The organism is Desulfuromonas sp. KJ2020, from assembly GCF_024197615.1.
Classification (GTDB): domain Bacteria; phylum Desulfobacterota; class Desulfuromonadia; order Desulfuromonadales; family SZUA-540; genus SZUA-540.
The window spans coordinates 1,313,566-1,335,510 of record NZ_JAKUKE010000003.1; the positions used below are offsets into that span (position 1 = coordinate 1,313,566).

Below are 21,945 nucleotides of genomic sequence, written 5' to 3' on the forward strand. Positions count from 1 at the left end.
CCCTCCTCCGTCCCGGTTCTTAGCTAGCGGGCCAACTGCAAAATCTCGCCGATAACCTCCTCCGTATAATCATCCAGACGCCATTTTTTCGCCAGCATAACGGCATTGGCGGCAATCTTCGGAATGTCTGTCGCGGGGATGCCAGCCGCCGTGAGCGTGGTCGGGCTGCCGATACGCTCAAACCAGGCCTTGAGAGCAGCCGTTCCCTTGGCGGCAGCCTGCTGGTCATCCGCTTCACTGATCCCGAAAACCTCCCGGCCAAAGCGAGCGAAGCGTGCAGGCGCGCGGCGAGCGGTGTAGGCCATCCAGGCCGGCAGCACAATAGAGAGGCCGGCGCCGTGGGCGATGTCGTAGATGGCGCTCAGGGAATGCTCGATCATGTGATTGGGGAAGCCGAAGGGGCCGATACCGGCGGGGGTCAAACCGTTGAGGGCCAGAGTCGCCGACCACATCATGGTTGCCCGCGCCTCATAATCTCGGGGATCAACCAGAATACGGTCGGTGCTCTCCATGACGGTCTTGACCAGGGCTTCAACCAGGCGGTCCTGCAGGGGCGTGTTGGGATCGGTGGCGGTAAAATACCCTTCCAACAGATGGCAGATGGCATCCACCCCGGAATAGGCTGTGTAGTTGGCCGGTACCGTGTACGTCAGGGTCGGGTCCAGTATGGATACCTTGGGAAACAGGAGGGGCGAGCCGATATTGAATTTCTGGCCGGTCTCCTCATTGGTGACGACGCCCCCCGAATTCATTTCAGAGGCGGTCGCCGCCAGCGTGAGCACAGTGACGATGGGCAAGGCATCACGGACCGTCGCCTTGTCGATGAAAAAGTCCCAGACATCCCCGTCCGTTCTGGCACCAGCCGCGATCGCTTTGGACTCGTCAATGACGCTGCCGCCGCCCACGGCGACAATCAGATCAACCTGCTGCTCTTTCGCGAGCTGGACACCTTCGCGCACATGGGACAGCACCGGGTTGGATTTGACGCCGGCGAATTCAACAACCTGCAATGAAGACGCCTCCAGCGATTTTTTTACCAGGTCATAAACGCCGGTTTTCTTGATGCTCGACTGCCCGTAGACCATCAAGACTTTCTGGCCAAACTTCGCTGCCTGCTTGCCCACCTGCCCGGCTGTATCTTGACCAAAAACAATTTTCGTCGGGTTCCAAAAGGTAAAACTCTGCATATTGCCTCCTGCTGATGTTCTGGGTGAATCAAACGATGACGAGCTGAAATTTTCCATTTTCAGATCCAAACCAATCCTGCAAAGATACCATCACCTACCGCGAAGGCAACCCCAGCCGGGGAGCCTCCGGCATCTCCAAAGAGGAAAACGACTATAAATCTTGCACTTGGAGGAGTCCTGCGCTATATTCAGCCTCGGGACTCATTAAAACACCCCTCAGCTCTAAACAAGGCAATCCCCAAACTTTTGATGGGATTTCTTCGGCATGGACGACATTGCAGCAGCCCTGACATATCCCCTGGTTCCCGTCACCGTCCCCTCTTCCCGGGAAAAAATCCAGGAGCGACGATCGCCGGGAGTCTCAGAAGGCCGCCATGACCCTGCGACCTCCGCCGGCACCGATTCGGCTTCACAGGATCAGGTGAGCCTGAGCCGGGAGGCGCAGGAGCTGGCCAGGCTGGCTCGCCGCGACCGGGAAGTCCGCGCCCATGAGGCAGCTCACGCGGCCATGGGTGGCCCCTATGCTGCAGCGCCCTCCTTCAGCTATACCCGTGGCCCGGATGGCACCCAATACGCCACCGGAGGAGAAGTCAGCATTGATGTTTCGGCTGTACCCGGTGACCCTGAAGCAACCCTGCAAAAAGCTCAGGTCATCCATGCTGCCGCGCTGGCCCCGGCTCAGCCTTCCTCCGCAGATCGCCTCATCGCCGCCAAGGCCAGCCGCATGGCTATTGAGGCCCGTGCCGAAATTCAGGCCCAAAACAGCGCCTTTGCCTCGGATTCTTCCTCCCTTCGGGATTCGCCCCCCACAGAAACTCCAGCCACTCGCCAAGCCGTTTTGCGCACCTATGGACCTCCCCAGACCGACCCCATTCCCCTGCCCAGCCCTGGTTCACTGCTCAATTTTCTCGCCTGATCTTTTTCTCCCCGAAAAGGGTGATTTAGCCTCAAATAAAAAAAGAGGCGGGTCATAGGACCCGCCTCAATAAAAACCCATTGTATCCAATGGAAGGGATAATTGCCTGTGGCCTTATTTGGCCAGGGCCTTGATGTACTCCCGGTTGAGCTTGGCAATGAAGCTGACGCTGATGCCCTTGGGACAAGCCGCTTCGCACTCGTAGTGGTTGGTGCAGTTGCCGAAACCATTGGCCGAAGCCTCAGTCGTCATATCCTTAACGCGGCGAGCAGCTTCCACTTCACCCTGAGGCAGAACAGCCAACTGGGAAACCTTGGCGCCGGTGAAAAGCATGGCCGAGCTGTTGGGGCACGAAGCCACGCAAGCCCCGCAGCCGATGCACTCGGCGGCATCCATGGCATAGTCAGCGGCAATTTTGCTGATAGGCAGCGCGTTACCGTCGGCTACGCCACCCGTGTGAGCCGAGGTGTAACCACCGGCCTGGATGATGGCATCCAGGGCAGCACGGTCAACCACCAGGTCACGCACGAGAGGGAAAGCGCGGGCACGCCAGGGCTCGATGAAGACCTTGTCGCCGTCACTGAACTGACGCATGTGCAGCTGACAAACAGTGGTCTTCTCCTGGGGGCCGTGGGGCTGGCCGTTAATTACCTGGGAGCACATACCGCAGATACCCTCGCGGCAGTCATGGTCGAAAGCGATGGGATCGCGCCCGGTTTTGATCAGCTCTTCATTGACATCATCGAGCATTTCAAGAAAAGACTGGTCAGGGCTGACGTTCTTCGCTTCGTATTGCTCCATTTTACCCTTGTCCTTCGGGCTCTTTTGGCGCCATACGTATAGAGTCAGGTTCATTATTTGTAACTCCTTACAGCCAGTTTGACGTTTTCGAATTTGAGGGGCTCCTTGTGCAGCTCAGGCTCCTTCTCAACCCCTTTGAACTCCCAGGCACCGACGTAGGCATAGTTCTCGTCGTCGCGCATCGCCTCACCATCCTCCGTCTGGTACTCAGTGCGGAAGTGGCCACCGCAGGATTCGTTGCGGTGCAGAGCATCACGGGTCATCACCTCGGCGAATTCAAGGAAGTCAGCCAGACGGCCGGCGTTCTCGAGCTGCTGGTTAAACTCAGCCCCGGAACCGGTGACTTTGACGTTCTTCCAAAACTCTTCGCGAAGGGCCGGAATGCGCTTGAGAGCGTCCTTGAGGCTCTGCTCACTGCGCGCCATGCCGACGTTCTCCCACATGATCTTGCCGAGCTCGCGGTGCATTTCGCTGACCGTCTTCTTGCCGTTGATGGACAGCAGCTTTTCCGTCTGCTTGTTGACGTCCTCGCGGGATTTCTTGAACTCGGGATGGTCGTCCTTGATTTGGCCGGGAGTAACGGTAGCCAGGTAATTGGCGATGGTGTAAGGAATAACAAAGTAACCGTCAGCCAGACCCTGCATGAGAGCAGAAGCCCCCAGGCGGTTGGCGCCGTGTACGGAGAAGTTGGCTTCACCGAGAACGAACAGGCCGGGAACGTTGCTCATGCAGTTGTAGTCGACCCACAGACCACCCATGGAGTAGTGGGGAGCCGGGTAAATACGCATGGGCACTTTATAGGCGTTCTCGTCGGTGATCTTCTCGTACATCTCGAAGAGGTTGCCGTAACGCTCGCGGATCGTATCCTCGCCAACGCGAGCAATCGCCGACGCGTAGTCGAGGTAGACACCACGCTTGCCGGGTCCGACGCCGCGATCATCATCGCACTGTTCTTTAGCGGCACGGGAAGCGATGTCGCGGGGAGCCAGGTTGCCGAAAGAGGGGTACTTGCGCTCCAGATAGTAGTCGCGATCCTCTTCGGGGATGTCGTTGGGGTTTTTATCGGTGTCTTCCTTCTTCTTGGGAACCCAGCAACGACCGTCGTTACGCAGGGACTCGGACATCAGGGTCAGTTTGGACTGATGTTCGCCGTGCTGCGGAATGCAGGTCGGGTGAATCTGGGTGTAGCAGGGGTTGGCGAAGAAAGCGCCCTTTTTGGCGGCTTTCCAGGCAGCGGTGACGCTGCAGCCCATGGCGTTGGTCGAAAGATAGAAGACGTTGACGTAGCCGCCGGTGGCCAGAACCACGGCGTCACCCCAGTGGGATTCCACTTCGCCAGTGACGAGGTTGCGTACGGTGATACCGCGGGCCACGCCATCGACAACGACCAGGTCGAGCATTTCGGTGCGGGGGTGCATGACCACCGTACCGGCTTTCACCTGACGGGACAGGGCCGAGTAGGCGCCCAGCAGCAGCTGCTGACCGGTCTGACCACGTGCATAAAAAGTACGGGAAACCTGGGCACCGCCGAAGGAGCGGTTGTCGAGGTAACCGGCATAGTCGCGGGCGAAAGGTACGCCTTGGGCGACGCACTGGTCGATAATGTTGTTGGACACCTGGGCCAGACGCCAGACGTCGGCCTCACGGGCGCGGAAGTCACCGCCCTTGATGGTGTCATAGAACAGGCGATAGATGCTGTCGCCGTCGTTCGGGTAGTTCTTGGCGGCATTGATCCCGCCCTGGGCGGCAATGGAGTGAGCACGACGAGCGCTGTCCTGGTAGCAGAAAGCATGAACGTTGTAGCCCAGTTCACCCAAGGTGGCTGCGCCGGCGCCGCCGGCCAGGCCGGTGCCGACCATCAGGATCTTGAATTTACGCTTATTGGCGGGATTGACCAGCTTCATGTTAAAGCGGTGTCTATCCCACGAAGTTTCAATTGGTCCGGTAGGACATTTGCCATCTAGAATCACGATGAACCCCCTAAATTTTAACTAAGCCGACAAAAATCAGAACAGGAATGGACAAATAACCGACAAAGAGGACCAGAGCCAGCCCTTTGCTGATTTTGCCGAGAACAGGAAGAGACTTCTTGCTGTTCAATCCCAATGTCTGGAAGAAGCTCTGGAAACCGTGGCTCACGTGGAAAAGGAGGAAAAGCATGGCCACAGCGTAAACCAGGGCGATAAAAGCCTTCTGGAAACTAAGAACAACCATGGTGAAAACGTCAGGGCGGTTCATGGCGTCCAGAGGAAGGTTTCCGGCTGAGATCTCAGGGTTGGTCACCTGAACGGTGAAGTGAAGCAGGTGGTAAATGACAAAAGCCAGGATGGCCACACCGCTGACGATCATGGTTTCAGCGGCAAAAGTCGTGCGAAGACGCTTTTTCTGAGCATAACCGATCGGCTTGGCGGCACTGTTTTCGAGGGTGAGTTGCACCCCGAACCAGATGTGCAGCGCAAACAGGGTCAGCATAACCAGACGGAACACCCAGACCAGGGGACCAAGATCGTGAAGATGCTTGGCATAAGCGTTGATCCCGTTAGCCCCGAGGAAAACCGAGGAGTTTCCGAGCAGGTGTATAATAACGAAACTGATCAGGAGCAGACCAGTTACCGCCATTATGATCTTTCTACCCACAGAACTATTTAGCAGTTGCATAATTATTTTCCCTTGGAAAGATATTCAAGAGCAATAAGGATGAATGACACTCCCATCGAAGGGAAGAAGAAGATGCCAATGGTTCTCGCACCCTGCGAACTGATCCCGGCCCTGGGGGCCCCCGCCACTTGGTAAAGATCTGCATGTGTTTACCCCTTCCTGATTCAATAAAAAATGAGCGAGCGCAAAGGCTCCAGAACAAGTGGACTCCTCATAACGAGGATCTCTCTCCGGTATACAGCACGCAGTATACTAAACGTCGTTTGAAAAAAATGCAAAAAAAAAACACCGTTAACGGCCAATCGCCGCAGGCTCAAAAGCCCGGCGAGGCTACCCGCCGGCCGGGCGGACAAAAAGCCCACCTTTCGCCGGGAAAAGACGAAAAAACTTTGACAAGGCCCCGACAGAGAATGTTAATATACCGCCGGCGAAAGCCCCGACAACCTTCACCTCATTCAATTTGTGTTAGATTTTAAAGACACTTTCCATTCATTTCAGAGAGAGGATTGCCATGACCCAGAAAATCAATGTGCAGAAAGCGATCAAGGAGGCCATGCAGACCGAGAAGGATGCCATGGACTTCTACAAATACGGCGCCGAAAAAATGAGCGACGAAAAAGCCAAAAAGACCTTTGAACTGCTGGCTCGCGAAGAAGCCCAGCACGCCCATTCCTTCTACAACATCTACAAAGGTGGCGACATCCCCTCTTTCGACGAATTCATCCAGTCTCCCCCCGACACCGAATCCTCCTGGTGGAAAGCCCTGCAGAAAATCATGATGGGCGACTTCGACGAGCGCAAGGCGATGGAACTGGCCCTCGACGAAGAAGAAGCCCTGGAGAAGCACCTGCGGGAAGTGGCCGAGCAGATGACCGACCCGGAAGTCAAGGCCATCTACCTGGCCAACGCCAATTCGACCCACCACCACTTCGAAGTCATCCGCGACGACTACGCCGACATCTTCGGTCTGCCGGCCTGACGTCGAACGACAAAAACTTCATACAGAAAGAGGCGGCTCCCTTGAGTGGGAACCGCCTCTTTTTTTGAGCAATCTTCTGCTTGATTCTTAGAAGCTGTAGCTCAACTGAACACTGGCAATATCAACGGAGTTTTCGTATTCGCCAACCAGTTCGCCTCGGGACTGATCCTCACCGACAGCCTCTTTATCGATTTTGGAATCCTGCACAAAGAGATGGGCGTAGCCGAAATCGATGTTCATCTGGTCGGTAAGCTTGTAGCCGGCACCGAAGGCAACCCAGAAGCGATCCTCACCAGGAATACGAGGGGTGCGATGCTTGGCATCGGGGATAGGTGTCTCATCGTAGGCCAGACCACCGCGCAGAACAAGACGATCATTGGGAGTATAATTAGCGCCAACGGAGTAGCGCCAGTTGTCATCCCAATTTTCCGTGGTGACGGAATCAGGAAGGGCCCCGTCGAACTCGATAACCAACTTGTCAAAGGTGCTCCACTCCGTCCACATGATGTCGGCCATCACCGCCCACTGGCTATTGATGCGATGGTAAGCGCTCAAAGAAGCACTGGCCGGCAGAGTGATATCCCCCTTCACGCCCTGGTTGGGGAAGCTCGCCGCAGCGGCCCCATCTAAACCAAAAGCAGCCAGATAAGTCGGATTCTGCTGAGTGAAAACGGCATCCCCTTTGACCGTATGCTTGATTCGAGACCGGTAGGCGACGCCAACGCGAGTATTTTCATTGAATTCATAAAGCGCGCCCAGATTGAATCCATAGCCCCAATCATCCGCAGTCAGGTCGGCATAGATATCGGCATCAGGATTGGAAACCGCTGGGAGAAGCGCAGCATTCATGCCGCTCCCCACATAAGCATTCAACCCGAAATCAACCATCTGACTGAGCGTGACATCAATATACTGGGCGCTCACCCCGGCACCGAGGCTGAGGTTTTCGTTGACCCGGTAGGCCACCGTGGGGTTGATGTTGATGGTCATCACGTCCGACTCCACCGCGTGGTAGCGACCGACCCAGTCTTTATCATACTCAGTTGCCAAACCGAAGGGAGCGAAGATGCCCAGACCAACCGACCAGCCATTATTCAGGTTGGCGGCGTAATAGAGGTTCGGCGCCACACCGACCACGCCCGCATCACCACTGTTACCACCAGAAATAGGCAATCCCAATGCGTTATTCGCACTTTCCTTGCTAAACTTCGCCGAAGGCGCGATCACATGCGCGCCGGCTACCACCTGCTGCCCTTCGAGCAGAGTCAGGGCCGCCGGGTTGAAGAAGATGGTGCTGGCGTCTTCACCGGTGGCGGCGGCGCCGGCAAAGGCGTTGCCCAGACCGCTGACACTCTGCTCGATCAAGGCGAACCCAGCCGAGAAGGCGGGACTGGCCAAGGCCAGAACCAGGGAAACAACAACAAACCAACGGATAAAATGCTTCATACATTCTCCTTTCAGATACCATGGACAGTGTTCAATGCAGGTTGGGAAGAACTTTGATGTGGCAGAAACACCCAGCTCAACACAGGGTCATTTTATACGTCAGAGCGCTCAACAAATCAATGAATTTAGAACATTATTCTAACTTTAGGATTTTCCTAAAAACCATTTTTCATTTAATGCAAAACCCACAAAGGGACTCTTCCACGCTTTTTCATTTATTTATCTGGACATATACCGCCTCCTTACGTTCACGTCAAGCACTTTTAAAACATTTTTCTATTTTTATTTTTTACACCCTGACCGACCTGTAAACCCTTACCCCATTGATTTTTTTTCGTCCAGGCATCCAAAAAAATCCATCCCCCACCCCACCATGAGAAACACCCCTCATCAAAATATCCACAGCACAGAGCCAAGATTAGGCATCTATCCATCGGCTTTTATTCAGGATTCCCCAAAATTTTTTCTTGCTTTTAGCCGGAGCGCATGGTAATAGGTTTAGGCAAATTTTTTAGCTAGTGTGTTCGAGTCCGTTCTGGCTGTCAGCAGTTCTTCCAAAACCGCACAGACCACAAGGTCTGGGCGGTTTTTTTGATGGCGGTCAGAGCAACCCGGCACACGAAAACTGGTCCCAGATCTGGAACAAAGGAGCAAAAAGAAATGGCTGAAGGTACTGTAAAATGGTTCAACGACGCTAAGGGTTTCGGTTTCATCGAGCAGGACAATGGACCCGATGTATTTGTTCACTTCTCTTCTATCCAGTCCGAAGGGTTCAAATCCCTGGCCGAAGGAGACCGGGTAACCTTTGAAGTTGTTCAGGGCCAGAAGGGCCCCCAGGCAGCTAATGTTGTAAAGGTCTAATCCCAGACTTTGACACAACCAAAAACTCCACGATCCGTCGTGGAGTTTTTTTTTGCCGATTCAGCGTGACCCCACCTCGCCTCACCCCGATTTTCCGCCGGCATTTTTCCTAGGACATCCAGCCAAGCTGCGCTAGACTTTCAGGATTCACGCTTTTTCCAGGAGGTAACATCATGTCCGAACAGAGCCTTCAGCCAGGGCAGAAACTTCACGGCTTCACCCTGCTCGATATGACGCCGCTGCCAGAACTCAACGCACGTCTCATCCAGTTGCGCCACGACAGAACCGGCGCCCGCATGGTCCACATGGAGACCGAAGACGACAACAACCTTTTCGGCGTCGGCTTTCACACCACCCCCATGGACTCCACAGGTGTCGCCCATATTCTGGAGCACACGGTGTTGTGCGGGTCCAAGAACTTCCCGGTGCGGGATCCCTTTTTCAGCATGCTCAAGCGCAGCCTGAACACCTTCATGAACGCGCTGACCTCCAGCGACTGGACCCTCTACCCCTTCGCCAGCCAAAACGAGAAGGATTTCTATAATCTCATGGCCATCTACCTCGATGCCGCCTTTTTTCCCCGCCTGCTCGACCGGGACTTCAGGCAGGAAGGCCATCGCCTCGAATTTCAGGAGATGGACAACCCCGAATCGCCGCTCGAATACAAGGGCGTGGTCTACAACGAGATGAAAGGGGCGATGGCCGACCCCTCATCGCTCAGCCATCGACGCTTGAGCGGTGCCCTGTACCCGACCACCACCTACGGCAAGAATTCTGGCGGCGAACCCTCGGATATCCCCAATCTGACCTGGGAAGAGCTGCGGGAATTCCACGCCACCTATTATCACCCCGCCAACGCCTATTTCTTTACCTACGGGCACCTCCCCCTGGAGAAGCATCTGGAGACCATCGAAAACCTGGCCCTGCGGCACTTCGAGGCCAAACCTCTTGACACCGCCGTACCGGATGAGGTGCGCTTCGAGCAGCCCAGAAAGCTCACCGAGACCTTTCCGGCCGACCCGGGCGAGCCCCTGGAAAACCGCACCCTGGTGCAGACGGCCTGGCTTACCTGCCCGGCCGCCGACAACTTCAACCGCGTCGCCCTGCAGGTGCTGTCCACCCTGCTGCTGGGCAACCCGGCCGCCCCCCTGTACAAGGCGCTGATCGAATCGAAGCTGGGGCAGAACCTGTCTCCCGTCACCGGCTACCACGATGACAACCGGGAGACCTTTTTCGCCGTTGGCCTGCAGGGAACGGAACCGGAGCACACGGACAAGATCGAAGCCCTCATCCTGGAAACCTTGCAGGAGGCCGCCGACAAGGGCTTTCCGGCAGAACGCATCGAGGCGGCCATCCATCAGCTGGAGTTTGCCCATCGGGAAGTGACGGGAGACCAGTATCCCTACGCCCTGTTGCTGCTCATGCGCCTGCTCGGCCCCTGGATCCATAGCGGCGACCCCGTCACCCCACTGCTGCTGACCCGCGATCTCGACCGCCTGCGGGCCGAGGTAGCCGCCGGACCGTTTTTCCAGAACCTGATCCGTCGCTATCTTCTCGACAACCCCCATCGGGTCACCCTGACACTGAAACCCGACCCGGAGCGCAAGGTGCGGGAAGATAAGGAGGTCGCCGACAATCTCCAGGCTCTCGCCGCTCGCCTGACCCCCGAGCAGAAGCAGCAGATCGTCGAGCAGGCCCAGGAGCTGCAAGAGGCGCAGGAGATGGAAGAAGATCTTTCCATCCTGCCGACGCTGGAGCTCAGCGACATTCCGGCCGAGGAGAGCCCCGTTTCTTCGCGCGAGGAAAAGGTCGAGGGGGTGGCGCTCAGCTGGTTCGACCAGCCGACCAACGGGATCGTCTACTTTTCGGCCCAATCGGAGGCCGCCCACATCCCTGCCGATCTGCGGCCTTTCGTTCCCCTCTTCTGCGCCCTGCTGCCCCAGATCGGCGCGGCCGGCCTGAGCTATCTGGAGATGGCCGAACGGATGTCGGCAGCTACGGGGGGAATTCGTGCCTCCGCCAGCATTCTCGAGAGCCCGGAGGCCATGGATGCGCCTCGTACCATCGTCACGGTGCGCGGCAAAGCCCTGCGACGCAATCAGGACAAGATGTTTGCCATACTTACCGATCTCTTTACCGCGCCGGATTTTTCCGACCTGACCCGATTGCACACGGTCATCAACCAGGTCAAGACCTCCATGGAGAACTCCATTCCGGGCTCGGGCCATACCTACGCCGCCCGCCTGGCCGCCAGCCAGCTCACGGCGGGCGGGAAGTTGCGGGAAGAATGGACCGGCATCAGCCAGGTCCGCTTCATCAAGGAGATCGCCGCAAAGAAACCGGCAGAGCTGTCCGACCTGGCCGCCAAAATGCAGACGCTGGCCGGGCTTCTTCTGGGAAATGAAGGGATGCGCTGCGCCCTGACCGCTGAGGGGGAAGCTTTCGACTCCGTTCGTCCGGCCCTCGCCGCTTTTCTGCAGAGCCTGAACAAGGCCCCGGCGACTCCCGCCGGCCAAAACGCTTTCAGCCCCACCAGCGTACGCAAAGGCTGTGCGGCTGCCGTACCCGTCTCCTATGTGGCCCGGATTTTCCGCACCGGCACCTACACGCAGGCGGATGCCGCGCCGCTGATGGTGCTGGCCAAGCTGCTGCGGGCCAACTTTCTGCATCGGGAGATCCGCGAAAAAGGCGGCGCCTATGGCGGTTTGGCCGGTGCCGACCCGGAAGCCGGCCTTTTCTCCATGCTCTCCTACCGCGACCCGCAGCTGACCCGTACGCTCAAGGTGTACGAACAGGCTGTGGACTGGGCCGTAGCCGGACAGTATGCCGACGAGGAGATCAAGGAAGCCATCCTCGCCTCCTTCAGCGACCTGGATCGCCCCCTCTCCCCCAGCGGCAAAGCCTCACGGGAATTCAACCACCAGCTGCAGGGTTTGACCCTGGCCATGCGCCAGACCTTTCGCCAGCGCCTGCTGGCCGTCGACCGGGAAGCCCTGCAAAGGGTCGCCCACGTCTACCTGAAGCAGGGATGGCAGGGTAGTTCCGTGGCGGTGGTTTCCGGGGAGGAGCAACTGCAGAAGGCCAACGCCGAACTGGGCGAGGCCGCCTTCCCTATCGAGAGGATCTAAGCCGACAGGTCAGCGTCGACGCGTATGGCGGGTCGGAACGGCCGTCCAGGGATCGTCGGGCCAGGGATGCTTGGGATAACGTCCCTTGAGCTCTTTTTTAACCTCGGGATAGACGTTGTCCCAGAAATTTTTCAAATCGGTCGTTACCTGAATCGGCCGCCGGGCCGGTGACAGCAGGTGCAGCAGCAGGGGCACCCGCCCGCCGGCAAGGCGGGGCGTTTCGGCCAGCCCGAAGAGTTCCTGCAGCTTGACGGCGAGCACGGGCTGGTCCCCGCCGACATAATCAATAGCCAGCCGCGACCCGCTCGGCACCTCCAGGTGAGTCGGCGCCAGCTGATCCAGACGCTGCCGCCGCGGCCAATCGAGCCGGGCCGCCAAGGCCGCCCCCACCTCGACCCGGGCCAGATCGGCCCGGGTGCGAACCTTGCCCAGCCAGGGAGACAACCAGGTTTCCAGAGAGGCAAGCAGCTGCTCTTCTGCCATGGCGGGCCAGCCTTCTTCAGGAAAGACCCGCGCCAGCAAACGGACCCGGGCCGCGAACTGCCGGTCAGCCGCCGACCAGGAGAGGCAGTCCAGCCCATGCTGACGGACCCCGTCCAACACCGCCCCGACCAATTCTTCTTCCGAAGGCTTGATCGCCCGCGAGCCCAGCACCAAGGCGCCCAGGCGTTGCTCCTCGACGGCTTGCACCCGCTGCTGGCGGCTGTCCCACGCCACCCGCCGCCGCCAGGGGAGCTTCGCCCGAAAATCCGCCTCGACCATGCTTTCCGGCAGGGCACTGGCCAGATGGATCTCCCCTTCCCCCTGATTCCCTGCCCTCACCTCTACGGCCACCAGCCAGCGTTGTCCATGCACGCGGCTGCGCGGCGACAAGTGCGCGCCCTGGCCGTTGGCCAGCAGGTAACGGCCGCCTCCCCCTTCCCGTTCGCAGGCGACACGGTCGGGAAAAGCGGCGGCCAGCAATCGCCCTACCGTCTCCAGCTCCGGTGATTCGTCGCCTCCCTTCGGCCCCAACCGCCGCAGCTGCCGAGCGGTCCGTTCGACGGCAGCCCCGGCACGGTCAGCGATGACCTCAGAACGAGGATGTCGCCGCCAGCGCGCCAGCACCTCAAGCCGATCGAGCAGATCGCTGTCACTGGCTACGGCCGCGCCGGGAATCGAGGCCAGCAGGTCGCGCTCGGAAAGCAGCGCCGCCAGATCGCAGGCCAGCGGCCAGACACCCAGCTTCTCGCCGCTCAGCAGCAGTCGGGCCAGGCGCACCTCGACGGGGAAGCGGGCCAGGCGCCTCCCTTCCTCCGTCACCCGCCCTTTCTCATCCAGCACCCCCAGCTCCGCCAGCAGCTCGCGGGCGGCCGTGAGCGCCCCGGCGGGGGGAGGATCCAGCCAGGCCAGCTGACCGGGGTCGGGCACCCCCCACAGGGCCAGTTCCAGGGCCAGCCCCGAAAGGTCGGCCACGCGAATCTCCGGAGGAGCGAAAGGCAGCAGACTGCCCTGGGCGGCTTCGGTCCACAGCCTGTAGCAGAGACCCGGGTCCAGGCGCCCGGCCCGGCCTGCCCGCTGCGTCGCGCTGGCGTTCGAGATATTCACCGTCTCGAGACGGGAGACGCCGGCGGCGGCATCGAAACGGGGGCGGCGCTCCAGACCGCTGTCCACCACCACGCGTACGCCTTCGATGGTCAGGCTGGTCTCGGCGATGTTGGTCGCCAGCACCACCCGCCGCTTCTTGCCGGGGAGGATGGCCTTTTCCTGGGCGGTAAAGGGCAGCCCGGCATAGAGGGGACAGACCTCGACGGAGGCCAGCCCGCCATCACTCTCCAGCCGCTGCTGACAGCGGCGAATCTCTCTGGCCCCGGGCAAAAAGACGAGGATATCCCCTGTCGTTTCGCCCAGAGCCCGTCGCACGGCCGCCGCCGTGTACTCGGCCACGGCCCCCTGGGGCGCCTGGGGGAGATAACGCACCTCAACCGGGTAACTGCGTCCCTCGCTGCTCAGCAGCGGCGCCCCGCCGAGAAGCTCGGCCACCGGCCCGGAATCGAGGGTGGCCGACATGACCAGCAGCTTCAGGTCGTCGCGCAGGCCCGTCTGGGCGTCGCGACACAGCGCCAGAGCCAGGTCGGAATGCAGGTTGCGTTCGTGGAATTCGTCGAAGATGACCAGCCCCACATTCTCCAGCAGGGGATCGCTCTGCAGCCGGCGGGTCAGAATGCCCTCGGTGACGACCTCGATGCGGGTCAGCGCCGAGACCTTGCGGTCAAAGCGGATGGTGTAGCCCACCGTCTCTCCCACCTCTTCCCCCAGACAGGAGGCCATGTAGCGGGCGGCGTTGGTCGCCGCCAGCCGCCGCGGTTCCAGCATGAGGATGCGGCGCCCCTGCAGCCAGGGTTCGTCGAGCAAAGCCAGCGGCACGCGCGTGGTCTTGCCGGCGCCGGGGGCGGCCTGCAGCACCACGGCCCCGGCGTCACGCAGGGCGCGGCGCAAATCAGGCAGCAGGCTGTCGACAGGCAGGGAAGTGGACATCAGACGGGAAAATCGCGGAAACGGCGCACCGCCTCGACGAGGCGGTCTTCGTGGATGTTGCCGAAAGCCAGGCGCAGGTAATTCTCCAGACCGGGGCCGAATACCTCTCCCGGCAGACAGATGAGATTGGCCTCGTCGGCCAGGCGCTTGGCCACCTGCCGCCCGCTCTGTCCCGGCCAGGGGTGCCGCACCCAGGCGAAAAAGCCGCCGCTGGCCACCAGCCGGAAGGGATTGCCGGGCTTGAGGAATTCGGCCCGAAAACGATCATGACGGCGCTGCATCATGTCGCGGTTGGCCGCCACCCAGGCGTCGAGATGGGCCACGCCGTAGCCCACGGCCAGCTGGGTCAGGCGGGGCTGGCAGACCGCCATGGTGTCCTGCGCCTTGAGGGCGTGATGGATGAACTCCTGGGAAGCGACCAGCATACCTGCCCGGTAGCCGGTCAGGGCAAAGGTTTTGCCGAAGGAGGCGATATGCACCAGGCTTTCGTCCCAGTCGACGCGGCTGAACAGCTCGTGCGGGCGGGCGCCACCGGGGAGAAAAGCATTGTAGGTTTCGTCCAGCACCAGGGCGAGACCGCGCTCCCGGGCCAGTTCGAAAAGCCTGCCCAGCGTTGCCGGCGGCGTTACCGCCCCCGTGGGATTGCTCGGCGTCACCAGCACAATGGCCTTGGTACGCGAAGTGATCAGTGAGGCGATACGATCCACATCAGGCAGGCCCGCATCCGCTTCGTCAAAGGGGGTATAGACCGCCTTCAGGCCGAGGATATCCAGCGCCATGGCGTGATCGAAATAATAAGGCGTCTGCACGATGACCTCGTCGCCGGCTTGGCAGAGGGTCACAATGGCCAGCCAGAAGGCCTGGCTGGCGCCGATGCTCAGACAGAGCTGGTTCGGCTGCAGCGCCGCCCCGTACAGGCGCTCATACCAGGCGCAGATCGCCTGCCGTACCTCGGGCAGCCCTTCATCGGGGGTGTAGCGCGAGGTCAGCGGATCAGCCAGACAACCAGCCAGATAATCGGTCAGTTCCGGGGCCGGCGGATAATCGGGGACGGCCTGGCACAGGTCGACCAGAGGCCGTTCGGCGGGAAAGTGGCGGCCGGCAATCCAGTTCTTGACCTCGGAGATGGGCGGAAAGTGGACCTGTCGGATATGGGGGGAGAGGGGCAATTTCACCAAAGACTCCTAAGCCTGGCTGATGATTTCGACCAGCAGCTCGCTGACGCGGACCATATCTTCGACCCGCACGAACTCGTCGACCGAATGCACGTTGCTCATGCCGGTACCGAGAATGACCGTTTCGATCCCCTGGCCGTTGAAGACATTGGCGTCGCTGCCGCCGCCGGCCCCCTTCACCTCGATGGTCCGCCCCAAGGTCTTACCGGCGGCTTCCACCAACTGCAGGATGCCGGCGTCCCGTGGCACCGCCATAAGCGGATAGTCGGACATCACTTCCGTGACGACCTCGGCGCAGACCGGACGGCCGCCGATGTCTCGCGTCAGCTCCCGAGCCGCTTCCTTGAAACAGTCGATCATGTGGGCCGTCTGCTGCTCCAGCTTCAGGCGGCTGTGGCTGCGGGCCTCCCCTTCGAGCACGACGCTGCGAGGGACAATATTGGTGGCCTGCCCGCCACGGATCGTCCCCATGTTGGCCGTCGTTTCTTCGTCGATGCGGCCCAGGCGCATGCGATCGATGGCCCGGGCGGCCACGGCGATGGCGGAAAGTCCCATCTCCGGCGCGATGCCGGCATGGGCTTCGCGGCCGCGCACCTCGAAGCGGATCTTGTTGGCGCAGGGGGCGCGATGGATGGCCAGATCGACTCCCGAGGTATCGAGAGCCAGCCCCCGGCGGGAGCGGATCAGGGAAAAATCGAGGTTTTTGGCGCCGAGCAGCCCCACTTCCTCGCAAACGGTGACCACCACCTCCAGCGGACCATAGGGGATATCCCTCTCCTGCAGTACCTGGATGGCCTCGAGAATTTCGGCGATGCCCGCCTTGTCGTCCGCCCCCAGCACCGTTTCGCCGGCGCTGGTAAAAACACCATCCTGCAGCACAGGCTGCACGCCGTCGCCCGGCTCGACCGTATCCATGTGCACCGACAGCATCAGCGGCGACGCCTCTTTGCCGCGGGCGGGAAAATAGGCGACCAGGTTGCCGCTTTCGCTGCCAATCTTCGGGCCGGCGCCATCGTCCACCACCTCGGCCCCGAGCAGGCGCAGGCGCTCGCTCAAATAGCGGGAAATCGTCCCTTCGCGAAAAGAGGGGCTGGAGATGGAGGCCAGGCGGAAAAATTCGTCGGCAAGCCGTTGATGATCGATCATGGGTATCCTCCTGGCAAAAACCTGAGACTGGACAAGACCGGAATAAAGCTGGTAGCATACCCCCGACTGCCTGCCCAAGGCAATACCGTTGAAACAGACGATAAAACAGACGCACCGGCGAAGCTGGAGACCATCCCTTTCGCTGGCATATTCCGTAGAGGCAGCGCGTGAACCGCGACTTCAATCCCCCCAAAAGTTATCAACGCAGCCGCACGAGTAAACGCTCCCGCCTTTTCTGGGTGCTCCTGCTCGTAGGTCTCGTGCTGACCCCTCTGCTGCTGGTAAACCGCCCCACGGTGTCGCCCCTTGAGGCCCGCACGAACCCGGATCAGGAACCGAGCGCGCCGGCCCCTCCCGAAATTTCCATGGAAGTGATCGAAGGGACGGTCCGCCCGGGCGATTCCGCCACCACCCTGCTGGGCGAACACCTCTCGCCGGCCGAAATTCTTCAGCTCGACAGCCGCTGCCGCGACATCTTTCCCCTGTCGAAGATCTGCGTCGAACAACCCTACAAACTCACCCTGCGCGACGGGGCCTTCGAATCCTTTGAATACGAAATCAACGCCGACGACCAGCTGCTGGTGCGCCGGGCCGAGGACAGCTTCGACGTCGCCCGCATTCCCATCGAATACACGGTACGCACCGAACGCGTCAGCGGCACCATCACCTCGAGCCTCTTCGAGGCCATCACCGAAATCGGCGAAGGCCCGGAACTGGCCATGACCCTGGCCGACATCTTCGCCTGGGACATCGACTTCATCCTCGATATCCGCGAGGGGGACAGCTTTCAGGCTGTCCTCGAAAAGCGTTTCCGCGAAGGAAGCTTCGCCGGCTACGGCCGTGTGCTGGCGGCCCAATTTACCAACCAGGGGAACCCCTTCCGGGCCTTTCTCTTTCAGGACGGCGAGCAGAGGCCCTCCTACTACGACGCCGAGGGCAAAAGCGTGCGCAAGGCCTTTCTCAAGGCGCCCCTGGCCTTCTCCCGCATCTCCTCGGGTTTTTCCATGAAGCGCTTTCACCCCATCACCAAAACCTGGAAGTCCCATCCGGCCATCGACTATGCCGCGCCGGTGGGAACCCCCATCAAAAGCGTCGGAGACGGCACCATCATTGCCAAGGGGTACACCCGGGCCAACGGCAATTACCTCAAAATCCGCCACAACGGCGCCTATGAGAGTATCTATCTGCATATGAACGGTTTCGCCCGCGGCATGCGCAACGGCCTGCGAGTGAGCCAGGGGCAGGTCATCGGCTACGTCGGCAGCACCGGTCTGGCCACCGGCCCCCACCTGTGCTTCCGCATGCGCAAGAACGGGGCCCCCATCAACCCGGCCCGCATCAAGGCGCCGGCCTCAGCACCCGTCTCCGCCCAGAACATGCCGCAATTCCAGGCGCTCATCGCTCCGCACCTGGCTTCTTTTCAGAATGGAGATATTTCCTCGGGGACAAAGATGGCAGCAGCTCCGCCAGAAACGGCAGAATCTGAACGCAACTGACTTTTCCGCAGGCATTTACCCCTCACCAGAATGGTTTGATATGTTATGAAAATTCGTCTCGGAGAACTGCTGATCGAAGAAAAGCTGCTGACCGCCTCGCAATTGGAAGAAGGACTGCGCAATCAGGTCCTCTACGGCGGCCGCCTCGGCACCAACCTGCTGGAGCTCGGCTTTCTCAAAGAAGAGGACATCGCCCGGGTTCTCAGCAAAAAGCTCGGGGTGCCCTATATAGAACCTGATGAACTGGATCACGCCGTCTTCACCACTCTCCAGCTCATTCCGGCCCGCATCGCCGAAAAATACAGCGTCATCCCCATTCGCCTCCAGAACAACCGTCTGGTGCTGGCCATGGCCGACCCGTCCAATTTTACGGCGATTGACGAGATTGCTTTTAACACCGGTTACATCGTGCAGCCTGTCGTCGCTCCCGAACTGCATATCGTCAAGGCTCTGGACCGCTACTACAGTATCGAACCCAAAGAACGTTTTGTCCGCTCCCTGGCTGACCAAAGCAAAGCGGTGGCCCCCGCCCAGACCTCTTTTCCGGATGACGACACCTTGTGGGACATTCCGGCCTCCGCCGTCGAATCGGCGCCCCCCGTCGAAAAACCGGCGCCGGCGGCCGAACCCGTCCAGCCCAAGCCTGCCTTCGATGACGAACCGGAGGAGATCGAGCCCTACACTTTGGGCACAGCGGCTGAACAGCTGGCCGAATGCGCCGACCGCGAGGAGATCGCCGATATCCTCGTGGAATATCTTGGCGGCGAGTTCGATTGCTGCGCCCTCTTTCTACTGCGCGATGACAACGCCTACGGCTGGAAGGCCCGCGTCGGCGGACGGCAGGTCGCCGGCTTCGATACGCTCTGCGTGCCCCTCGATGAGCCGTCCATCCTCAAGACCATCCACCAGAGCCACAGCTATTATCTTGGGCCCGTCCCCCGCGCGCCCTTCAATTCGCTCCTGCTCAAGGAGCTGGGGAATCGCATCCCCTCTGCCGTGCTCCTGGCCCCGCTCATCGTCCACGGCCGCCTTATCGGCACCCTCTTTGTCACCAGTGAACGGGAAGTGGATGAAAAATGGATTCTTGAATTGCAGCAACTCAATATCAAGGCCGCCATGGCTTTTGAGGTACTCATCCTCAAGAGCAAGATCAGGATGATGTGAGTTATGCCACAGCGACTGGGGTTCCTCCTCATCATTCTCACCCTGCTCCTGCTCGGCGCCGCCTGTACGAAAGAGACGGCCGGTATCAAAGCCGCCGAGGCGTCGAAAGAGCCGGAACGCTCCTTTTCCTTCACCGGGACGGTCACCCACGTGCCCCTTGAAGGGGGGTTTTTCGGCATCGTCACTGACGACGGCCAGCGTCTCGACCCCGTCAACCTGCCAACACACGTCAAGCAGGACGGCTTGCGCATCCGGGGCATAGCCCGTAAAATGAACGCTTCCATCGGCTTCCACATGTGGGGAGTGCGGGTGGAAATCGAATCGGCGGAACCTCTGCCGCACTAAAATGAAGAACAAATGATCAATTGAACGGGAACGGCCGGCGCGAGGCGTCGGAAAATGAAGAAAGGCTATACAATCCGATGGATAAAGGCACTGATCAGCCCCGTCCCACCACGAAAAGCCATCAGCACCGCAAGGTTGTTGAACTCACCCGCACCGGCCACCAGATGGCCAAAGCCCGCCGATGGCAGCAGGCCAAAGCGGCCTTTGCCCAAGCCCTTGAGATGGAGCCGGAAAACGCCTATGCCCTCACCGGCATGGGGGATGCCTGCCGCAGCCTGGGCGCCATGGAAGAATCCATCCCCTACTATCAGAAGGTGCTCAAGGCCGACGGCAAAAACCTCTTCGCCCTGCGGGGTTTAGGGGACGCCCTGCGTGAACTCCGGCAATACAAGGAAGCCGTGGGCCTCTGGCAGACCTACCTGCGTCTGCGGCCCAACGACATCTTCGTCATCACTCGCATCGCCGACGGTCTCAAGATGATGGGCCATTTCGGCGAGGCGGAAAAACACTACGAGCAGGCCCTCAAGCTCAACCCACGCGACCACTACACGCTTATGGGCATCGCTGACCTCTACCACAAGGAAGGCTACGAGACCAAGGCCATCGAATACTACGAAAAGGTCCTGGCCCGCCGCCCCGATCTCATCAACATCCTCACCATGGTCGGCAACCTCTACTGGAAACGCTTCGATTTCGAAAAAGCCAAGGATTTCTACGCCAAGGCCGTCGAAATCGACAGTCACAACCCCTATGCCCTCTACGGGCTCGGCAACTATTACCGCTGGAAACGTGAATACCGCAGAGCTATCGCCACCTGGGAACGCATCCTCGAAAAACACGAGGGCACAGTCAACATGCTCTCACGCCTGGGGGACGCCTACCGGAACCTCGGCGAATTCGACCAGGCCGAAAAGACCTACCTCGGCATCCTCCAGAACGGTTTCGACAAATACGCCCAGATCGGACTGGCCAAACTGCGCTTTCTGCAGGGCAAACTGGCGGAAGCCCTTGACCTGTACCGAGGCTTCCACGCCCACGAAGGGGACAATCCCAAGATCGTCGCCGAAGTCAGTGCTCTTCTGCTGCAGGAGCAGTGCTTTGAGGGTGCCCGTTCTTTTTATCACCTCATCCTGGACGAACTGCCCCACGGCGCCGAATCCCGCCAACTGGCCCAGGAAAACCTGAAGGAGCTGCCCGCTGCCGATTGAGGCGGGCAGCCTTCTTTCATCGGGAAACGCCGGTGAACTATCTCTTTCACCTCTACCTCTCCGACCCCGAGCCCCCCTGCCTGCTCGGCAACCTCATGGGGGACTTCGTCAAAGGCCGCCTGGACGATCGCTTTCCCCCCGCCATCCGCCACGGCCTGCAACAGCACCGCCAGCTCGACAGCTTTGCCCACAGCCATCCCGCCTTCCGCCGCAGCAAAGCCCGCCTGCATTATGATTACGGCCACTGCCGCGGCATCCTCGTCGACATTTTCTACGATCATTTTCTCGCCCGGCACTGGCCGCAATTCTCCCCCATCCCCCTCGACGACTTCGCCGCCCACATCTACCAGCTGCTGCGCACCCACCATGACCAGCTCGCTGAAGGCCTGCAACGCCTTGCCCCACGGATGATCGAGCGCAACTGGCTGGTTTCCTACCAAGATCCCGCAGTCATCGGCCGCGTACTCGAAAGGGTATCCCAGCGCCTCAAACGGCCGCTGCCCATGGCGCAGGCCATGCGCGACCTGGAAGAACACCGGGATGCATTGGAGGGGGATTTCAGGGGATTTCTGGAGGACGCCCGTGCCTGCCTTGCCCCGGCGGAGGCCTGGCATCGACGCTAGCCGTTAACGGCCAGGTTTGGTTTTTCTCGCTGTTTTCCTGCGGACTGATCGCCGGATTCGATGGGGGGTAGCCGAAAAAAGGGAGCTGTTCCCTTTTCGGTTCTTTTTTTCCATGTTTCCCCAATGTCAGGCCTGAGCCTTTTAGCGCTCCCCAATGCCGCAAGAGCGTTTTTGCGAGATTGACAGCAGGGTGTTGCCGTATAGATTTAATGGCAACCCCTGTGATAATCGTCTGTGTTCTACGCAGGGACAAGCTGGCAGCAAATCGACCCGGGTGAGAACCCCGTCGGCAGCG

General features: G+C 59.9%; 17 protein-coding genes. 9 read left to right on the forward strand and 8 right to left on the reverse strand.

The window, feature by feature from the left end:
- Nucleotides 1-23 precede the first annotated feature (23 nt).
- The gene (locus tag MJO47_RS14485) at nt 24-1,187 is read right to left on the reverse strand and encodes an iron-containing alcohol dehydrogenase (RefSeq protein ID WP_253961818.1); all 1,164 of its coding nucleotides are present in this window, start codon (nt 1,185-1,187) and stop codon (nt 24-26) included.
- A 265-nt stretch (nt 1,188-1,452) separates the two neighbouring features.
- Here MJO47_RS14485 and MJO47_RS14490 point away from each other — a divergent pair, with 265 nt between their 5' ends.
- The gene (locus MJO47_RS14490; protein ID WP_253961819.1) at nt 1,453-2,103 is read left to right on the forward strand and encodes a putative metalloprotease CJM1_0395 family protein; all 651 of its coding nucleotides are present in this window, start codon (nt 1,453-1,455) and stop codon (nt 2,101-2,103) included.
- Between the two features lie 114 nt (nt 2,104-2,217).
- Here the strand turns inward: MJO47_RS14490 and MJO47_RS14495 are convergent, their stop codons facing one another.
- From MJO47_RS14495 to MJO47_RS14505, 3 genes are read right to left on the reverse strand one after another with little or no spacing between them, the layout of a single operon-like run.
- Nucleotides 2,218-2,958, reverse strand: a complete 741-nt coding sequence (locus tag MJO47_RS14495; protein WP_253961820.1) for a succinate dehydrogenase/fumarate reductase iron-sulfur subunit — start codon at nt 2,956-2,958, stop codon at nt 2,218-2,220.
- Nucleotides 2,958-4,874 carry a fumarate reductase/succinate dehydrogenase flavoprotein subunit gene (locus tag MJO47_RS14500; RefSeq protein ID WP_253961821.1) on the reverse strand — a complete coding sequence of 639 codons (1,917 nt, stop codon included), beginning with the start codon at nt 4,872-4,874 and terminating at the stop codon, nt 2,958-2,960. Before MJO47_RS14500 ends, MJO47_RS14495 begins: the two co-directional genes overlap by 1 nt.
- Nucleotides 4,875-4,884: 10 nt before the next feature.
- On the reverse strand, nt 4,885-5,562 hold the full coding sequence (locus MJO47_RS14505; RefSeq protein ID WP_253961822.1) for a succinate dehydrogenase cytochrome b subunit: 678 nt from the start codon (nt 5,560-5,562) through the stop codon (nt 4,885-4,887).
- A gap of 505 nt (nt 5,563-6,067) precedes the next feature.
- Between MJO47_RS14505 and MJO47_RS14510 the strand changes: the two genes are divergently transcribed.
- Nucleotides 6,068-6,541: a ferritin family protein gene (locus MJO47_RS14510; protein ID WP_371926704.1), complete on the forward strand. Its 474-nt coding sequence runs from the start codon at nt 6,068-6,070 to the stop codon at nt 6,539-6,541.
- Between the two features lie 87 nt (nt 6,542-6,628).
- Here MJO47_RS14510 and MJO47_RS14515 read toward each other — a convergent pair whose 3' ends face one another.
- On the reverse strand, nt 6,629-7,987 hold the full coding sequence (locus MJO47_RS14515) for an OmpP1/FadL family transporter (protein WP_253961824.1): 1,359 nt from the start codon (nt 7,985-7,987) through the stop codon (nt 6,629-6,631).
- Between the two features lie 660 nt (nt 7,988-8,647).
- Between MJO47_RS14515 and MJO47_RS14520 the strand changes: the two genes are divergently transcribed.
- Nucleotides 8,648-8,848: a cold-shock protein gene (locus MJO47_RS14520; RefSeq protein ID WP_253961825.1), complete on the forward strand. Its 201-nt coding sequence runs from the start codon at nt 8,648-8,650 to the stop codon at nt 8,846-8,848.
- Between the two features lie 173 nt (nt 8,849-9,021).
- A complete protein-coding gene (locus MJO47_RS14525) occupies nt 9,022-11,976 on the forward strand; it encodes an insulinase family protein (RefSeq protein WP_253961826.1) in 2,955 nt (984 codons plus the stop codon).
- 9 nt (nt 11,977-11,985) lie between these two features.
- Here the strand turns inward: MJO47_RS14525 and hrpB are convergent, their stop codons facing one another.
- From hrpB to MJO47_RS14540, 3 genes are read right to left on the reverse strand one after another with little or no spacing between them, the layout of a single operon-like run.
- Nucleotides 11,986-14,493, reverse strand: a complete 2,508-nt coding sequence (hrpB, locus tag MJO47_RS14530) for an ATP-dependent helicase HrpB (RefSeq protein ID WP_253961827.1) — start codon at nt 14,491-14,493, stop codon at nt 11,986-11,988.
- Entirely contained in the window at nt 14,493-15,668 is a 1,176-nt protein-coding gene (locus tag MJO47_RS14535) for an aminotransferase (RefSeq protein ID WP_253961828.1), read from the reverse strand. Before MJO47_RS14535 ends, hrpB begins: the two co-directional genes overlap by 1 nt.
- 9 nt (nt 15,669-15,677) lie before the next feature.
- Nucleotides 15,678-16,814 carry a M20/M25/M40 family metallo-hydrolase gene (locus MJO47_RS14540; protein ID WP_253961829.1) on the reverse strand — a complete coding sequence of 379 codons (1,137 nt, stop codon included), beginning with the start codon at nt 16,812-16,814 and terminating at the stop codon, nt 15,678-15,680.
- A gap of 167 nt (nt 16,815-16,981) precedes the next feature.
- Between MJO47_RS14540 and MJO47_RS14545 the strand changes: the two genes are divergently transcribed.
- The 5 genes from MJO47_RS14545 to MJO47_RS14565 all read left to right on the forward strand — a co-directional run bounded on the left by MJO47_RS14545 (nt 16,982) and on the right by MJO47_RS14565 (nt 21,650).
- Complete coding sequence (locus MJO47_RS14545) at nt 16,982-18,310, forward strand: peptidoglycan DD-metalloendopeptidase family protein (protein ID WP_253961830.1); 1,329 nt, start codon at nt 16,982-16,984, stop codon at nt 18,308-18,310.
- Nucleotides 18,311-18,355: 45 nt separating this feature from the next.
- The gene (locus MJO47_RS14550; RefSeq protein WP_253961831.1) at nt 18,356-19,474 is read left to right on the forward strand and encodes a GAF domain-containing protein; all 1,119 of its coding nucleotides are present in this window, start codon (nt 18,356-18,358) and stop codon (nt 19,472-19,474) included.
- A gap of 3 nt (nt 19,475-19,477) precedes the next feature.
- Entirely contained in the window at nt 19,478-19,819 is a 342-nt protein-coding gene (locus tag MJO47_RS14555; protein ID WP_253961832.1) for a hypothetical protein, read from the forward strand.
- 77 nt (nt 19,820-19,896) lie between these two features.
- Nucleotides 19,897-21,027, forward strand: a complete 1,131-nt coding sequence (locus MJO47_RS14560) for a tetratricopeptide repeat protein (RefSeq protein ID WP_253961833.1) — start codon at nt 19,897-19,899, stop codon at nt 21,025-21,027.
- Nucleotides 21,028-21,059: 32 nt separating this feature from the next.
- Complete coding sequence (locus tag MJO47_RS14565; RefSeq protein ID WP_253961834.1) at nt 21,060-21,650, forward strand: ACP phosphodiesterase; 591 nt, start codon at nt 21,060-21,062, stop codon at nt 21,648-21,650.
- The last annotated feature ends 295 nt before the right edge of the window (nt 21,651-21,945 follow it).

Excerpts from the sequence above, each read along its gene's own strand:
- MJO47_RS14485 (WP_253961818.1), bottom strand. The coding sequence starts at position 1,187 with ATGCAGAGTTTTACCTTTTGGAACCCGACGAAAATTGTTTTTGGTCAA.
- MJO47_RS14490 (WP_253961819.1), top strand. The coding sequence starts at position 1,453 with ATGGACGACATTGCAGCAGCCCTGACATATCCCCTGGTTCCCGTCACC.
- MJO47_RS14495 (WP_253961820.1), bottom strand. The coding sequence starts at position 2,958 with ATGAACCTGACTCTATACGTATGGCGCCAAAAGAGCCCGAAGGACAAG.
- MJO47_RS14505 (WP_253961822.1), bottom strand. The coding sequence starts at position 5,562 with ATGCAACTGCTAAATAGTTCTGTGGGTAGAAAGATCATAATGGCGGTA.
- MJO47_RS14515 (WP_253961824.1), bottom strand. The coding sequence starts at position 7,987 with ATGAAGCATTTTATCCGTTGGTTTGTTGTTGTTTCCCTGGTTCTGGCC.
- MJO47_RS14520 (WP_253961825.1), top strand. The coding sequence starts at position 8,648 with ATGGCTGAAGGTACTGTAAAATGGTTCAACGACGCTAAGGGTTTCGGT.
- MJO47_RS14525 (WP_253961826.1), top strand. The coding sequence starts at position 9,022 with ATGTCCGAACAGAGCCTTCAGCCAGGGCAGAAACTTCACGGCTTCACC.
- hrpB (WP_253961827.1), bottom strand. The coding sequence starts at position 14,493 with ATGTCCACTTCCCTGCCTGTCGACAGCCTGCTGCCTGATTTGCGCCGC.
- MJO47_RS14540 (WP_253961829.1), bottom strand. The coding sequence starts at position 16,814 with ATGATCGATCATCAACGGCTTGCCGACGAATTTTTCCGCCTGGCCTCC.
- MJO47_RS14550 (WP_253961831.1), top strand. The coding sequence starts at position 18,356 with ATGAAAATTCGTCTCGGAGAACTGCTGATCGAAGAAAAGCTGCTGACC.
- MJO47_RS14555 (WP_253961832.1), top strand. The coding sequence starts at position 19,478 with ATGCCACAGCGACTGGGGTTCCTCCTCATCATTCTCACCCTGCTCCTG.
- MJO47_RS14560 (WP_253961833.1), top strand. The coding sequence starts at position 19,897 with ATGGATAAAGGCACTGATCAGCCCCGTCCCACCACGAAAAGCCATCAG.